The organism is Ancylomarina euxina (genome assembly GCF_003863355.1).
Taxonomy (GTDB): Bacteria; Bacteroidota; Bacteroidia; order Bacteroidales; family Marinifilaceae; genus Ancylomarina; species Ancylomarina euxinus.
Genome location: NZ_QQWG01000014.1, coordinates 26,937 through 43,031, shown reverse-complemented (window position 1 = coordinate 43,031; position 16,095 = coordinate 26,937). Strand labels below are relative to the sequence as shown.

The window sequence follows — 16,095 nt, the reverse complement described above, 5'->3', positions numbered from 1 at the left end:
CTGCCCCCCGAGAATCGGGATTACCCTTATAATAACCTTATCCTTGAATATTTTAACCTTACACATATGAAACTAGCTAGGCGTGATTTTTTGAAGAGTTCGGCAGCCATTGCTGCTGCTACAGCCGTTGGCGTTGCGATTCCCGAAACTTTAAAAGCAGAAGCTCGTGAAGCCGAAAAGGGATGGAAATGGGACAAAGCTGTTTGTCGTTTTTGTGGAACAGGTTGTGGTATCATGATTGCCACAAAAGATGATAAAATACTTGCCGTTAAAGGCGATCCTTTGGCACCCGTAAACCGTGGTTTGAATTGTATAAAAGGCTATTTCAATGCTAAAATCATGTACGGTGCTGACCGTTTGAAAAAACCATTGCTAAGAGTGGATGAGAATGGTAACTTCTCTAAGCAAGGAAAATTCAAAACGGTGAGCTGGAAACGAGCATTCGACGAGATGGAAACTCGAATGAAGGCTACCATGAAAGAATTGGGACCAACAGGAATTGGTATTTTCAGTTCCGGACAATACACCATTATGGAAGGTTATGCTGCTGCCAAGCTAATGAAAGCCGGTTTCCGCTCAAATAATATAGACCCCAATGCCCGTCATTGCATGGCTTCGGCTGTAGCCGGATTTATACAGACTTTTGGTATTGATGAGCCTGCAGGAAACTACGACGATATGGAAATTACCGATACGGTAGTTACCTGGGGAGCCAATATGGCCGAAATGCACCCCATTTTATGGTCGCGTATCACCGCAAATAAATTAAGTCATCCCAAAAGAACACAGATTGTTAACCTTACAACTTATACCAATAGAACATCCGACCTGGCTGATATCGAAATTGTTTTTAAACCCAATACGGACTTGGCAATCTGGAACTATATAGCCCATGAAATTGTTTATAATCAACCTCAATCTATCGATTGGGAGTTTGTTAAAAAATATACAGTATTTGCAACAGGTTTTGTCGATATCGGTTACGGTATGCGCAAGCCTGATCACCCTAAATTTACCGATAAGGAAAAAGAAATCGTACGTAACGAGGTCGCTAAAAAATTAAGCGGTGATGAAGGAGAGTCGTTGGCCTACCTAGGTTATAAAGAAGGTGATACCCTTGAGATGACGCATCGCGATAAAGCAGCAAATCATTGGATTATCGGTTACGAAGATTTCAAGAAAGCTCTAAAACCTTATAATCTGGATTTTGTTGCCAATATTGCAAAAGGAGATTCTGATGAGTCTATTGAAGATTTCAAGAAGAAGCTAAAATCTCTAGCTGATTTATATATTGAAAAAGGCAGAAAGATTTGTTCTTATTGGACCATGGGATTTAATCAGCATACTCGTGGAACTTGGGTCAACGAGCAGGCCTATATGGTTCATTTATTATTGGGTAAACAATCGAAGCCTGGTGATGGTGCCTTTAGTTTAACCGGACAGCCATCAGCTTGTGGGACTGCTCGTGAGGTGGGTACATTTGCTCATCGTTTACCTGCTGACCTATTGGTAGCTAATCCTAAGCATCGTGATTTTTCAGAGAAAATATGGAAGATTCCTCCAGGAACATTAAATCCTAAAGTAGGATCTCATGTCATGAAAATTCATCGTGATCTGGAGGATGGTAAGATCAAGTTTGCCTGGATTAATGTTTGTAACCCTTATCAGAATTCAGCCAATGCCAACCATTGGATAAAGGCGGCACGAACCATGGATAATTTCATTGTTTGCTCCGATGCTTACCCTGGTATTTCGGCTAAGGTTTCCGATTTGATTCTTCCATCATCAATGATTTACGAGAAGTGGGGTGCTTATGGAAATGCAGAGCGTCGTACGCAACATTGGATACAACAGGTAACACCTGTTGGTGATTCTATGCCTGATATTTGGCAATTTACGGAGCTTGCCAAACGATTTAAGTTAAGTGAGGTTTGGGGAGCACAAAAAATACCTGGCTTAGAAGGTGGTTTACCTGATGTACTGGAAGGTGCAAAGGCCATGGGATATTCTCCTGATGATACCCTTTTCGATGTGTTATTTGCGAACGAGCATGCTAAGAAATTTGCTTGGCCTGATCCTATTGGGGAAGGCAGATTAAATACTGAAGCAGCTGGAGATAAGCGAAAAGTCATAGATGGACAAGGCAAACCATTCAAAGGTTATGGCTTTTTCCTTCAGAAATATTTCTGGGAAGAATACCGCGAGTTCGGCTTAGGTCACGCTCATGACTTGGCTCCATTTGATGTCTATCACAAGTGCCGTGGCTTAAAATGGCCCGTAGTTGATGGCAAAGAAACCCTCTGGCGTTTCAATTCCGAATACGATATCTATGCTAAGAAAGCCAATATTGGCCCTTTTGCATTCTATGGCAAAGCACTAAAAAATATGCCTCAGGGTTCCTTATCTAAACCAGATATGTCGAAACCTAAGATTGACCTTAAAAATAAAGCAAAGATTTTCTTCCGCCCCTATATGGAAGCTCCAGAAATTCCTAATAAGGAATATCCATTCTGGCTTTGCACAGGTCGGGTTCTCGAGCATTGGCATTCTGGTACTATGACGATGAGAGTTCCTGAACTTTACCGAGCTGTTCCAGAAGCTTTATGCTATATGCATCCTAAAGATGCCTCGAAACAAGGTCTTGTTGAAGGCGATTTAGTTTGGATAGAATCACGTCGAGGCAAAGTGAAAGCTCATATCGAAACTCGTGGTAGAAACCGAGTACCACAAGGTCTGGTTTATGTGCCATGGTTCGACGAGAAGGTATTCATCAATAAACTTTGCTTGGATGCAACCTGTCCTATTTCGAAAGAAACAGATTTTAAAAAATGTGCAATTAAGATAACGAAAGCCTAAACGAATTATGAATGCAGAGTTATGAATTATTATAAATATTCTAAACCTTAATTCATAACTCATAATTCTTAACTTATAATTCATATGAAACCTATGGCGACAAGAAGAAAGGTTATTCAGAGAATGCTTGAAGGAGCTGTTTTTTTGGGCGGAGGTGGTTTAATATGGGGAAGTGCTATTAAGGCTAACTCCAAATCTGACTATGTACTTCGTCCTCCTGGTGCACTCAAAGAAAAGGATTTTCTTAAAGCTTGTATCAAATGTGGACAGTGCATAGAAGCTTGTCCTTACGATACACTTAAATTAGCCCAACCCGGTGATGGTATTACTAATGGTACACCTTATTTCGAACCCCGTACAATTCCTTGTTATTTGTGTACAGATATGCCGTGTACAGATTCGTGCCCATCCGGGGCATTGGATTTAAAACGATTATCTAAAGAGCTGGAGGTGCCCAATATTAACAATTCTAAAATGGGCTTAGCCGTGATTCACCAAGAATCATGCGTTGCTTATTGGGGGATTCAATGTGAGGCTTGTTACAGAGCTTGTCCACTCATCGATAAAGCAATTAGTTTAAAATATGAAGAAAATTCAGTTACTGGAAAACATGCCAAACTTTTACCTGTTGTGCATAGTGATGTGTGTACAGGCTGTGGCGTATGTGAACATGTCTGTATCGTTGAGAAAGCCGCTATTTTTGTCTTACCTATCGATAAATCAACTGGCAAAGTAGGCGATCATTATATCAAGAGCTGGGAAAAATCTGATGAAAAAAGAATTAAAGAAAATATCAAAAGTGCTGATGATGATAAGGATATTGAATCGGCCATTGATTATTTAAATGATGATGATCTGATAGATAATTAGATCATCTGAAGATGTGTTGATGTGAAAATATCAGCCTTTACCAGAGCTTTCGTCAGAGAAAATAATGACGTAATGGGCATTGAAAAAAAATTGTAAAATCTGTAGTTAAACATTTTAAGAGTGCGTTTAATAAGCCAGTCAGAATGAGAAAATATCAATTTATAATACCAAGGCGTGTTGTCCAACTAAGTATCCTTCTTCTCTTTACGGGAGGGAACTACTTCGGCTGGGAATTTCTGAGAGGAAATTACAGTTCCGCCATTATAGCTGACGTAATGAATTTGAGTGATCCTTATGCTCTTATGCAAATAATTGCGGCTGGTTTTCTGGCTTCAAGCTCAGTTCTAATTGGAGCCTTGGTTGTCTTTCTAATCTATGTGATTATTGGAGGGCGAATGTTTTGTTCCTGGATATGTCCATTAAATATCATTACTGATCTAGCCTTCCGGCTTCGAAAGACTTTTAAGATAGAGGCTGAAAATAAAATTAATATTTCTCGAAGTATTAGATTCTATATTCTTGGACTGAGTCTACTCGTTTCCTTTGTATTCGGTATGGCTGCTTTTGAAATTATAAGTCCCATATCAATGTTACATAGAGCAATAGTCTTTGGTTCCGGATCAGGATTGGCTATTGTTGCTTTGGTATTCTTAGTTGATCTGCTTGTTCTAAAAGCAGGTTGGTGTGGTCACATTTGTCCTCTCGGTGCTTTTTATTCCATCTTCGGTAGACAGGCAATCATTAAGGTGAAGCACAATCATGAGAATTGCACTAATTGTATGGCTTGTTTCGATGTTTGTGTTGAAGAACAAGTTTTATCTATCGTTGGAAAAAAAAGTGACTTTATACGTTCTGGAGCCTGCACAAACTGTGGTCGTTGCATCGAAGCTTGCGATGATAATGCCCTGAAATATGTTTTAAAATTTGACATGAAGAAGGAAACCATTATATAACCGAAAATCTGAAAATGATATCTAAAATAAAACCTATGAAATACTTAGCCCTGATTACTCTATTTTTTGTTGTGGCTTGCCAACAGCCCAAGGAGACTAAAATTGATGAAGATAAATTAGGATTTATCGATGCCGATTTAGATTCAGATGAAACCAACTTTAAGATGAAAGCTGATTTTAATGTGAATAAACCAGCGGCTGGAAACACGATAGAACGTGCTTTTGAAAATGCTCCACCAATGATTCCTCACACCACAACGGGATTCTTTCCTATTAAAATGGATAATAACATCTGTTTAAGCTGTCATATGCCCGATAAAGTTAAGGAATCTGGAGCTCGTGAGATATCAAAAACGCATTTCCAATCCTGGCGTCCTGATTTGAAAGAAGAAGGTGGCAAGTATTCAAATCCGGATAATTCAAAAGTTTTTGTGAAGAAGATGGATGAATTGAATAATGCTTATTTTCACTGTTCTCAATGTCATGTTCCACAAGCGAATGTAACCATCAATATTGAGAATTTATTTACACGTGAATTCCGCGAAACCTTTGGCATTAAGGAATCAGACCTGAAAGAAAAGGTGAACGAAGGAATCAATTAAGGAATTAAGATTGATGATTTTAAACTAAAAGTAGACGTAAATGAATATTTCAAGTATAGTAATTCGTCTCTTGCCTGAGCATTGCGAGTCAACTTTAGAGCTAATAAAAGCTTCTGATGTATGTGACTATTTCATGCATGATGATACAAAGATTATTGTGACGATCGAGGGTGAAGATATCAGTGAAGAAATAGCCAAGCTCAAACAAATACAAAAGATGGATCATGTCATATCAGCCGATATGATGTACTCTTATTCAGAAGATGAGTTGGATAAAGAAAAAGATCAAATTGAGAAATCAGGAGACATAAACGAATGGTTGAATGATGCAAGTGAGAGTGCTGGTTTAATAAACTACGCAGGAGACTTGAAAAAGAAATTTTAATAAAATAGAGACTTATCATTTCTTAAAATAGGTTTACACCACGAGTTCTCGAATTAGAAATTGATTCGTGAATTCGTGTTTTTATTTAATTATCATGAGCCATTTAACAACATTTCATATAAACTAGGATTTAGCTATTTTTGAGGGCAAATAATGAGTTACTGAAAGTCTAGTTATCAAATTGAGAGAAAATGGAAGATATTAAAAATAGAGTTCTGGAAGTTTTAACAGATGGCAACTTAGATTACAAGCAGAAGAAACATCATTTAGCTTATATCGCTGAAAGTACACAAGCCTATCCTAAAGTATCCGCAGAAGCGATGGAGGCTTTGAGCGAAAAAGTCATTTGCGACTTGTTTGAAGGATCTGCTCCCTACCGTCCACGTTACATTCTTCCAGATTATAAACTCGCCTTAATTAGGGGTATTAAATACCTTGAACTTGATCCACCGACAGACTTCGACGAGGCTATCAATTTTTTATCAATTCTTTATAGCCATGTTCCTTCAATAACGGGTTATTCTGTTTATTTGGGCAGTATAGATCAACTACTACTTCCTTATGTTGGAGACTTAACAGAGGAAGCCATCTATAAAAAACTAAAACTATTTTGGCGATATATAGACAGATGTTTGCCAGATGCTTTTGTGCATGCCAATATCGGCCCTGAAGACAATATTATTGCTCGATCAATATTAAAAATTGAGCGAGAATTCAAACAAGTCGTACCAAACTTAACGTTGAAGTACGATACAGAGAAAACATCGGATGATCTTCTCGAAGAAGCTGTAAAGACTGTTTTTGAGGTAGCAAAACCTCATATCGCAAATCATAAAATGACAGCAGCTGATTTTAAAGGAAATTATGGTGTCGTAAGCTGTTATAATTCTCTACCGGAAGGTGGAGGTTCTCATACCTTAATCCGTTTGAATCTAAAGAAGATTTCAGATGCTCATAAAGGAAATTTAGAAACGTTTTTTTCGAATACCTTACCCAAATATTGCCTAATGACACTGGATGTTATTGAAGCAAGGATGAAGTATTTGGTCGAAACTGTGAAATATTTCGAAACAGACTTCTTAGCCCAGGAAGGTATCATTAAGTTGGAGAACTTTTCAGCTATGTTCGGTTTTTATGGTCTGGCAGAGTGCGTGAATCTATTGATGAAAAATAATGGTCAAGATTATCCCTACGGACAGAACGATGAAGCCAATCAATTGGGACATCGTATTCTTGAAGAGATGAAAAAATTGGTTGACTCAAGACAATTACCATATTGTGAAGCCAACAATGGTAAAGCTTTTTTCCACTCTCAATCGGGAATCGATATCGATATTGAAGAAACAGCTGGAGCTAGAATCCCTATTGGCGAAGAGCCTGACATTTACTCACATATTAACACAGTCGCCCCACATCACCACTTGTTTAATGGTGGTATAAGCGATATTTTTCATTTCGATGAAACCATAAAAAGAAACCCACTTGCTGTTCTTGATATCATCAAAGGTGCTTTTAAAAAGGGAATGAGAATGTTCACTTTCAATCTATCGGATAGCGAGTTTATTCGAATCACTGGCTATTTGGTTCGCCGAAGCGATTTGAAAGAATTCAGAGAAGAAGGTTCGAGATATGGGAGTACACTATTTGCAGCTAACTCGATGGACAATGCTGATGTGGATAAAAGAATAGCTAAAAGAGTCAACTCACATGAGAGAACTGCGAGCCAATATTAGTGGCATCATCAAATCAAGTGTGATTGATGGTCCTGGTAACAGAATGGTCATCTTTTTCCAAGCTTGTAACCTTAATTGCATGTATTGCCATAATTCACATACCATAGGCTTGTGCAATTATTGTGAAATTTGTGCTACTGCATGCCCAACACAAAGTTTAGCTATTGATAAGGAGAAAAAGCAAATTTTTCATAATGATGTGACTTGTACACATTGTGATACTTGCTTAAAAGTTTGTCCTGAGAACAGTAGTCCTTTCTATAAAAGCATGTCGGTAAATGATTTGATTTCTGAGATTTTGGAAATCAAGGATTTTATATCTGGAATAACCGTTTCTGGTGGTGAGGTCATGCTTCAAGCTAAATTTCTAGAACAATTATTTATCTCAATAAGAAACCATACAGAACTTAAGGCCCTTTCAATTTTGATTGATTCAAATGGCAATGTAGACCAGAACAGATGGGAAACAGTACTAGATTGGGTTGATGGTTTCATGATTGATATAAAAGCCTATTCGCCTGATATTCATAAACAGATAACTGGTTTCTCAAACGAGAAAATATTGAAGTCGATTCATTACCTTAATCTCAAAGGCAAACTCAAAGAATTGCGTTTAGTATTCGTTCCAACTTATAATGACAGCGACGAAGAAATTAAAAAGATTACAGATTTGATGAAAAGATTATCTCCTGAAGTTAAAAAGGTGCTGATTAAGATGAGAAAACATGGAATTAGAGAAAAATACAACTTCCTAAACGAACCTAGTCTAGATGAAATGAAAGCTGTTTTAAATAGATTTGAAACAGCTGGTCTTAATCTCCTTATCATCTAATATTATAGCTTTTCCCTCAAATTTTCGTAACTTATAGAGTGTATTTTAAAGCTTTAGTTATGAATGATACAGCCAATTTTAAAAATCTTTGTATTGATGAGGCATCTAAGACTTATCTAAAAGAGATTGCCATGTGGGGAAATTTTTTAGCCATTCTGGGTTTTATAAAAACTGGCATCCTTCTGCTTTCCTCAATTGTATTTCCTTTAATTGCTCATAAGATTGAATCCCATTTCAATCATGATCTGCCAATCTGGGGGATGACTCTATTTTTCTTGATGATGGCTGCTTTAGCCTACTTCCCCTCAAACTACCTGTATTGCTTTGCAAGATATGCAAAAAGAGCCTTAAATCAGGACGATCAGGATGTGATGCGTCACGCACTTCAAAATTTGAAATCCTATTGTCGATTCATAGGTATTCTTTTTATAATCATACTTTGCATATATCCTATCGCAATTGTCAGTGCAATAATTCTCTGCTAATTATGACAGAATAAACTATACCTGGTAACCCACATCATCCAGCAGGTTGGGCTTTTGAGAAGCCATTACAGCAAGCTTATCTGCAAGTTCGTTGCCTGGAATATTTGCGTGTCCTTTTATCCAAATGAATTTCACTTGATGCTTTCTATAGATCTTAAGGAATCGTATCCAAAGGTCAGGATTCTTTTTGTCCTTGAATCGTTTTTTCTCCCAACCAAAAACCCATTTCTTCTCAACTGCATCAACCACATACTTCGAATCAGAATAAATTGTTACCTCACACGCGTCTTCTTTTAGAGCTTCCAAACCAATTATCACGGCCAGCAACTCCATACGGTTATTGGTCGTTAATTTGTATCCCTCAGCCAAATCTTTTCGATGCTTGCCTGATATAAGAACAGTTCCATAGCCTCCAGGTCCTGGATTGCCACTACAAGCGCCATCGGTATACATGGTAATTTTTCTTGCCATTTTATTAAAGATTCGTTCGGGATACAGAAATGATATTCTGTTCAAATTTAGTGGATATTAAGATAACAAAAAAGGATGTTCGATCAATCGAACATCCTTTTGTTTTGTAATACCAGTTTAGAACAGATAATATCTTAAGAGAGATTATTTTACGATAGTCATCTCATCAATTAGATTTTTAGCACCTGCATACTTCTCAATGATGAAAAGAGTGTAACGAATATCAAGGTTGATACATCTTTGAAGGTTATCTTCAAAATCAATATCACCAGACATCGCCTCAGAGTTACCATCAAAAGCAGTACCAATCAATTCACCGTTTCCATTAATCACAGGAGAACCTGAATTACCACCAGTAATATCACTATTAGTAAGGAAACAAGCATGAAGGTTACCTTCTTTATCAGCATATTGACCGAAATCTCTGTTCTTATACAATTCTTTCAATTTAGCTGGAACTTTAAACTCATGACTTGTAGAGTCTTCTTTCTCCATCACACCTTTAAGAGTTGTGTAGTGCTTGAAGATAACCGCATCTTTAGGAGAATAACCACCTACAGTACCGTAAGTTAAACGCAGAGTAGAGTTTGCATCAGGAGCAAGGTTTTTCTTCTTATTAATTTGCATCAATCCGTCAACGAATAAACGCTTACCTTTTCTAAGTTGTTCAGCACCTTTGTCCATTTCACCAGAAATCGTTCTATACAAAGCAATAATAGAATTACCTACTTTGTAAGCCATATCATTCTCGATAACTTCTGCTGTTGGGTTTTCGATAAACTTATTGAAAGATTCTTCACTTGCAAAAACTGATTTAGAATAAACTTCAGCAGCAAATTTTTCGAAATCGTTATTATACTCTTCTGCAATTACTTTAAAGATATCAGGGCGTTTCTCTGCAGGAATATTTTCAGCATATTTTGCAAAAAGAGCTGCCATTAACTTCTGATCAGTTGAAAGGTTATAATCTTTGTAGAATCCTTTAGCAGAACCTTTAAGACCTTCAACCGTTTTAGCAATAGCATCTTGATCTAGCGTATCAGCCGATAATTTTTTCATTAAACCAGTTGATCTATATGCAAACATATACATCTCAGCACCTTGGAGAAGAGCTTCACTTAAGAATGACATATCGTAACGAACTTCTTTACGATCAGCATAAGACTTCTCAATCATATTCAGGGCATCGCCATATTTAGCTGTTCTTTTCGATTTCTTGTTAGCCCAAGTGTTGTATTCAGACTCAATCTCTTTCTTAGCAGCCATTGTGTTAAGGCTGGTTAAAGCTTTATTCTGCTCATTAGAATATTTCCAGTAGTTAGCAGATCCCGCATGCTTTGAAGCGTACTGAATACGAACCTTAGGGTCTTTCAACATATCCTTCATCATAATATCCAACTTCACAGTACGAATATCGTAACGATTCTGATTTGTGATATTCATTGTCTCTTCAAGACCAAAAGAAGTCAGATAACGATTTGTAGTTCCAGGGAAGCCCATGATCATAGCAAAATCTTTCTCCTGAACACCTTTGATAGAAACAGGTAAATGATGCTTTGGCTTCAATGGAATATTGGTCGCAGCATACTTAGCTGGTTTTCCGTTGGCATCTGTATAGATACGGAACATAGAGAAGTCAGCCGTATGACGTGGCCACATCCAGTTATCAGTATCACCACCAAATTTACCCATTGATTGAGGAGGAGCACCTACCAAACGAACATCTTCATAAATTTCATAAACAAAAAGGAAGTACTGATTACCTTCGAACATACTCTTAACACTAGCTCTGTATTCAGAAGCTTCTTCAGTTGCTTTTTCAATCTCGGTAGCTACTTTTTCAATCGCTGCATAGCGTTCATCTTCTGTCATTTCATCATTAACAGTTGATAAAACTTTCTTAGTTACGTCTTCCATACGTACCAGAATAGAAGCCGTTATGCCTTCGTTTGTTAACTCCTCACTTTTGTCATAAGCCCAAAAACCATCCTCAAGGTAATCGTGCTCAGTGGTTGAGTGTGACTGAATAGATGGAAAACCACAATGGTGGTTAGTTAAGAATAAACCTTGATTTGAGATGATCTCACCCGTACAGAAATGACGGAAAGGTCTACCTGCTCTTCCTAAACCAACAATAGCATCTTTCATGCAGTTATTGTTGATGTCGTAAATATCTTCAGCGCTTAATTTAAAGCCCATTTTCTGCATTTCTGCAGCATTTTGTTTTTTCAGTAATGATAAAAGCCACATTCCTTCGTCAGCTTTAGCAGTGCTAAAAGTTAACAAAAGGCTTAAACCCAAAACCAATGATGCTAATTTTCTCATCTTGTTTTAATTTAGAATCTATTGTGAAGGTCTTACTTTCAATCAGTAAGCAACTTCACTATTTGTGAATGTTGATTATAAGTATATCTATGAACACAAAGTTAATATTATTCCTGAATCTGGGAAGAAAACATCGTAAATCCAAATCACAAGAAAAGACGCAAAACGATGTTAATCAACATACTAACACTTAAGTTTGTACGGTTAATTTAGATTAAACCGTGAATTTTCTCGTTGTACTTATCTTTTTGACAGAAGAAAAAACACCCATTCAAAGCATAATACCCTTATAGTCTTGATTATATGAAAATATTAAGAAGAATATTAATCCCTAAAATAACGTGTAATCGGTTAAAATTCTAAACTCAATTGATCAGGCTGCATTCCAAAAGTTTTCCGGTGATGTGGTGTATTACCATGCTCACGAATAGCTAACCTGTGTTTTTTAGTAGGATAACCTTTATTGCTATTCCAATCGTAGATAGGATATTTCTCGTGCAGCTCCAGCATGAGGTCATCTCGATAGGTTTTTGCCAATATGGAAGCTGCGGCAATGGCTAAATATTTCCCATCTCCTTTTATAATACAATGGTGAGGGGTATTGTTATAGGGGTTAAAACGATTCCCATCGATTAAGAGTTGTTCTGGTTTTAACTTTAATTGATCGATAGCACGATGCATCGCTAAGAAAGAGGCATTTAGAATATTGATTTTGTCAATTTCTTCAGGACCAACGATACCTATAGCCCAAGCCAAAGCTTCCTTCTCAATAATCTCCCTTAAAGCATAACGGTTTTTTTCACTTAGCTTTTTAGAATCATCAAGAATCGCATTTTTGAACTTTGAAGGTAAAATAACTGCTGCGGCAACAACTGGTCCTGCTAAACAACCTCGACCTGCTTCGTCGCAACCTGCTTCAACTTTATTTTTATCAAATGCTAAAAGTAATCCCATAATTATCTTATCTGATGATCTATATTTTATCAAATACAAAGAAAAGCTTTTTAGGCTTTGCTGGAAAGGTAATGGGACCTATAGTTTTAAAATTACTTGTACTTCAATTGGCGAGCACCATCAATAAAGTAAACTTCTACAAGCTTAGGATCATTAATTATCTCATAAAATTCATCGAAATAGTCAATAACTCGATTTATCTCTTTTTCTGTAAGCAAATCTGTGTTTTGATAAAGAGCATAAAAAGCATCTTTCTTCATTCTAAACTCTTTAAAGACAAATTCCAATTCTTCAGGAGTTCGCTTGTAACCACGATAAAGTCTTTCGTGAATACTCTCAATATCTAATATCTCATTGGGAACTGCATATGGGGCATTTACCAAACTAGACCAATCAAAATCATAAGGGACAGGCACTGGTCGAGAAGTTGGTGTTTTAGCAATTATTTTAATATTATGAAGAGTGGGAACACCCCAATCGGTATTGCCAACCATAAATTGAAAAACAGCCAGTCGAGTCACCTTATTGATCATCGTATTATCTTGGTGGATACGATCCTTATAAATTGGAATTTTACCATTACGTTTCGCCATTTTCTCAAAGTCTTCAATAAAGAAAACATACTCTTCCAAATTCTTCACGTCTTTAGCACTATCCTTATAGGTTACCCTTGCCAAACGAACATTAAAACTCTCAGGAGTAAGTATTTGATAGGCTTTATAAATGAGATATTCTTGAAAAACCATCTGTTGGAATCGAGAACTATTATTTCTACAGTGTCCAACCATTTTTAACTTATCCTGACCGTGGAAAAGAGTATAACTAGAACTAGCCTGATTGAATTTAATCCTTAGAGGAGGGAATTTACAGATACTCCTATCTTTTCTAAAACGTCCTCTTGTTTTTAATTGTACAAGCATACTTACAACTGAATCTCCCAATTGATAAGACAAACGTGCTTGATGATACTTACTTTTCTCGCCAGTATCTTTAATTAATTCTTTAATATTAGTTGTAATCGAAAGCTCAATCAAAGTGTCAGACCCAAATAAATAAGGAGCTTCGAATAGCTTTTCATTTCCTGACTCTTGAGAATAAAGTCGACTAGAAATCAAAATTAAGATCAAAAAAAGAACTTGTATTTTAAAAAATGATCTCATAAGAAACTTTTATTTGAGAGTTAAAAACTCTAATGAACTATAATTTAATCTTGATCGAAACTTTTATCACTCATTTCCGGATCAGATAAAACATTAGGAGTAGTCTCTTCTTTATAGAAAATGGTTAGGCGAACATTCATCTTAGATAAATCAATTTGGCCAACTTTAAACTTGACAACCTCTATACCTGTCCTTTCCATGATATCATCAATTAATTCCTGTTTTTTGGAAGGATGAATAAGATCCATACGATCAAAAATAAGACTTCTTCTAGCCAAATGACGTTTCATCCATACGGTCTCCATGACCCAAGTAGTAGCCATTAAGCAGGAGTTTGTAAATAGAATAGCGCTTATACTAACTTCTCGACTAGCCAGTGCATTAATTACGGATAGAGTAATCACCAAAAAGAGATAGGTCATTTCTCTAATAGGAATGGTATCAGTACGGTAGCGAATAATACCAAATATAGCGAATAGACCAAGAGCAAAACCTAATTGCAAATCGATGCTTCCCAAAAGAAAACAAAGAAAAAAGATTGTCGTAGAAATTAGAATATAGGTAAACACATAGGAGCGTTTCCCCGTAGCTCTAAAATAAACAAATATGATAACAAATATTGTCGCTAAAAGATTTAGCCCAAATCGTAACATCAAATCAAGAAAGTTGCCTCCTAGCATTTCTGTTGATATTTCGGGTGAATTTAAAAGAAGATCCATTATTTATCTATTTTATACGTTCTTTTTCTTTGTGTGCAAAGATACGGTAATACATCTGATTATCTATCAATAAGCCTTGGTCTATATATTTTGGATCTCCAATTGGAACATCCATTGCAATCAGTTTAAATGAATAGAAAGGATAAACTTTTGCGACTGGTGTATGACCAAAAATAATAACGATAGCTTCATAGAAATCTAAAGTTTCTATAACTTCTCTCAAGCTTATTCTTGAATATTTTTCTGTTCTCGAAAGATAACCACGATACCATAAAGGACTCTCTGAATATAAAAATAAGTCCACCAAACTAGTATCTTCAAGTTGAGTATAATTATTGATGTGATAGCGCATCCCCTCATTAATTTTTTTAATACTCATTCTCTTATCCATTAATTTTGGAGAAATACCAGCATGAACAAAAAGTAGTTTATTAATACGTATGACCGTATTACGAGCACGCAACCATTTACCTAAAACAGTATGTCTTCCAAAGAAATGGGAATAATGATACTGGTTAGCATGTGCCGCATGAAGATACTTTTTATCAACATATCGATTGTCAAACAATAGAGCCATCATCTCATGATTTCCCAATAGTAAATGGACATTACCACCCGCTTTTTGAGCTTGCAATTCGAGATTAAAAAGTAACCACAAGCATTCTGTCACCTTATCACCTCGATCAAAAATATCCCCTGTAAATACGATTTGTCCATCACCCCATATCCAATTGTTATTATCATCAATAATTTTGTTGAAACGCAACATGGCTTTCATCGAATCGAATTCGCCATGTATATCACCAAAAACAGCAATCTTACCCTTAGACTGTATCAATCCTGAATTGGGTTTAATCGTCCGTGGTATAATGTATTCTGCCCGATCAGTTCCAGAAAATCCATTGAAGCGAATTGTATCATTCTTATACCTAAAATATTTACGAATAATTTTTGTCCTATTTTTCAGACTATCGTGTTTGATATAAAAGGCTTCAACTCGATTGGATGAAAGGTACTTGATATGTGGTCCCTCAACATAACTAGACACGCGAAGCGAATCGATATTAGTCGAATCAGAATCGAAATAAGCCATACTCTTTAAAGAATAAAGAAGTAATAAAGGCAATATATATTTTAGGATACTATTTCTAGTCATTAATTTCTAATCGTTTGAATTTTAAAGATAGCATTATTTTTTATCCTTCCAGAAAGCTTAATAATCTTAAGATATCCTTAATTTTGTGTTTTAAGTAAAAATATTACACAAGTATAGAATTTCAATTGAACTAATAAAATATGTACACTAAGGACGAAGTTAAAGCATTTAAGATAGGTTTTTGGGATGGATTCAAGCGCTACTCAAAAAAGAAAGGTCGTAAAATGACTTCTTGGGTTCTTAAGGGAACTCAGATAAAAGAAGTTCAGTTGAAGTTCGATTTAAATGAGGAAGGTGCTTTTGTAATGCTCCAAGTTGATAGTAAACTGGATGCAAACAGATTGGCTGTATTCGAAAGTTTTGAAAAATATAAACCTGTGATTGATGAAACTTGTGGAGAAGATCTAATCTGGGACAAAAACTACTTTATAAAGGGTTTTAAAGAAGTAAGTGTCATTTATTATCAACTTCCTGATGTCTCAATTTACAACAAAGAAGATTGGGAAAAATGTTATGATTTTTTCTTTAAACAGATGAGTCTACTTGAAGAGGCATTTCTCGATGTAAAAGAAGTTGTCATGTATAGGGTTTAAG

The 16,095-nt window shown here is 36.2% G+C and carries 15 protein-coding genes; 9 read left to right on the top strand and 6 right to left on the bottom strand.

Annotated elements, in window-relative coordinates; genetic code table 11:
• The first annotated feature begins 66 nt into the window (after positions 1–66).
• The 8 genes from napA to DWB61_RS12890 all read left to right on the top strand — a co-directional run bounded on the left by napA (position 67) and on the right by DWB61_RS12890 (position 8,716).
• Complete coding sequence (gene napA, locus DWB61_RS12925) at positions 67–2,856, top strand: nitrate reductase catalytic subunit NapA (protein ID WP_125031328.1); 2,790 nt, start codon at positions 67–69, stop codon at positions 2,854–2,856.
• A gap of 93 nt (positions 2,857–2,949) precedes the next feature.
• Complete coding sequence (napG, locus tag DWB61_RS12920) at positions 2,950–3,726, top strand: ferredoxin-type protein NapG (RefSeq protein ID WP_197091195.1); 777 nt, start codon at positions 2,950–2,952, stop codon at positions 3,724–3,726.
• 89 nt (positions 3,727–3,815) lie between these two features.
• Positions 3,816–4,679: a quinol dehydrogenase ferredoxin subunit NapH gene (napH, locus tag DWB61_RS12915; RefSeq protein WP_225423392.1), complete on the top strand. Its 864-nt coding sequence runs from the start codon at positions 3,816–3,818 to the stop codon at positions 4,677–4,679.
• A 35-nt stretch (positions 4,680–4,714) separates the two neighbouring features.
• On the top strand, positions 4,715–5,281 hold the full coding sequence (locus DWB61_RS12910) for a nitrate reductase cytochrome c-type subunit (protein ID WP_158614419.1): 567 nt from the start codon (positions 4,715–4,717) through the stop codon (positions 5,279–5,281).
• Between the two features lie 40 nt (positions 5,282–5,321).
• Positions 5,322–5,666: a chaperone NapD gene (locus tag DWB61_RS12905; protein WP_125031324.1), complete on the top strand. Its 345-nt coding sequence runs from the start codon at positions 5,322–5,324 to the stop codon at positions 5,664–5,666.
• Between the two features lie 191 nt (positions 5,667–5,857).
• Positions 5,858–7,399, top strand: a complete 1,542-nt coding sequence (locus DWB61_RS12900) for a YjjI family glycine radical enzyme (protein WP_125031323.1) — start codon at positions 5,858–5,860, stop codon at positions 7,397–7,399.
• Positions 7,374–8,231 (top strand): YjjW family glycine radical enzyme activase, encoded by an 858-nt coding sequence (locus DWB61_RS12895; protein WP_125031322.1) that lies wholly within the window; start codon positions 7,374–7,376, stop codon positions 8,229–8,231. The genes DWB61_RS12900 and DWB61_RS12895 overlap by 26 nt, the downstream gene beginning before the upstream one ends.
• 59 nt (positions 8,232–8,290) lie before the next feature.
• Complete coding sequence (locus DWB61_RS12890) at positions 8,291–8,716, top strand: hypothetical protein (protein ID WP_125031321.1); 426 nt, start codon at positions 8,291–8,293, stop codon at positions 8,714–8,716.
• A gap of 15 nt (positions 8,717–8,731) precedes the next feature.
• Here DWB61_RS12890 and rnhA read toward each other — a convergent pair whose 3' ends face one another.
• The 6 genes from rnhA to DWB61_RS12860 all read right to left on the bottom strand — a co-directional run bounded on the left by rnhA (position 8,732) and on the right by DWB61_RS12860 (position 15,501).
• Positions 8,732–9,187 carry a ribonuclease HI gene (gene rnhA, locus DWB61_RS12885; RefSeq protein ID WP_125031320.1) on the bottom strand — a complete coding sequence of 152 codons (456 nt, stop codon included), beginning with the start codon at positions 9,185–9,187 and terminating at the stop codon, positions 8,732–8,734.
• 144 nt (positions 9,188–9,331) lie between these two features.
• Positions 9,332–11,512, bottom strand: coding sequence for a S46 family peptidase (locus tag DWB61_RS12880; protein ID WP_125031319.1), 2,181 nt, complete (start codon positions 11,510–11,512; stop codon positions 9,332–9,334).
• Between the two features lie 351 nt (positions 11,513–11,863).
• On the bottom strand, positions 11,864–12,466 hold the full coding sequence (locus DWB61_RS12875) for a ribonuclease HII (protein ID WP_125031318.1): 603 nt from the start codon (positions 12,464–12,466) through the stop codon (positions 11,864–11,866).
• 92 nt (positions 12,467–12,558) lie between these two features.
• Positions 12,559–13,626 carry a hypothetical protein gene (locus DWB61_RS12870; RefSeq protein ID WP_125031317.1) on the bottom strand — a complete coding sequence of 356 codons (1,068 nt, stop codon included), beginning with the start codon at positions 13,624–13,626 and terminating at the stop codon, positions 12,559–12,561.
• Positions 13,627–13,670: 44 nt separating this feature from the next.
• The gene (locus tag DWB61_RS12865) at positions 13,671–14,345 is read right to left on the bottom strand and encodes a DUF4956 domain-containing protein (RefSeq protein WP_125031316.1); all 675 of its coding nucleotides are present in this window, start codon (positions 14,343–14,345) and stop codon (positions 13,671–13,673) included.
• A 7-nt stretch (positions 14,346–14,352) separates the two neighbouring features.
• The gene (locus DWB61_RS12860) at positions 14,353–15,501 is read right to left on the bottom strand and encodes a metallophosphoesterase (protein ID WP_125031315.1); all 1,149 of its coding nucleotides are present in this window, start codon (positions 15,499–15,501) and stop codon (positions 14,353–14,355) included.
• A 140-nt stretch (positions 15,502–15,641) separates the two neighbouring features.
• Here DWB61_RS12860 and DWB61_RS12855 point away from each other — a divergent pair, with 140 nt between their 5' ends.
• The gene (locus DWB61_RS12855; RefSeq protein ID WP_125031314.1) at positions 15,642–16,094 is read left to right on the top strand and encodes a DUF4268 domain-containing protein; all 453 of its coding nucleotides are present in this window, start codon (positions 15,642–15,644) and stop codon (positions 16,092–16,094) included.
• The last annotated feature ends 1 nt before the right edge of the window (position 16,095 follow it).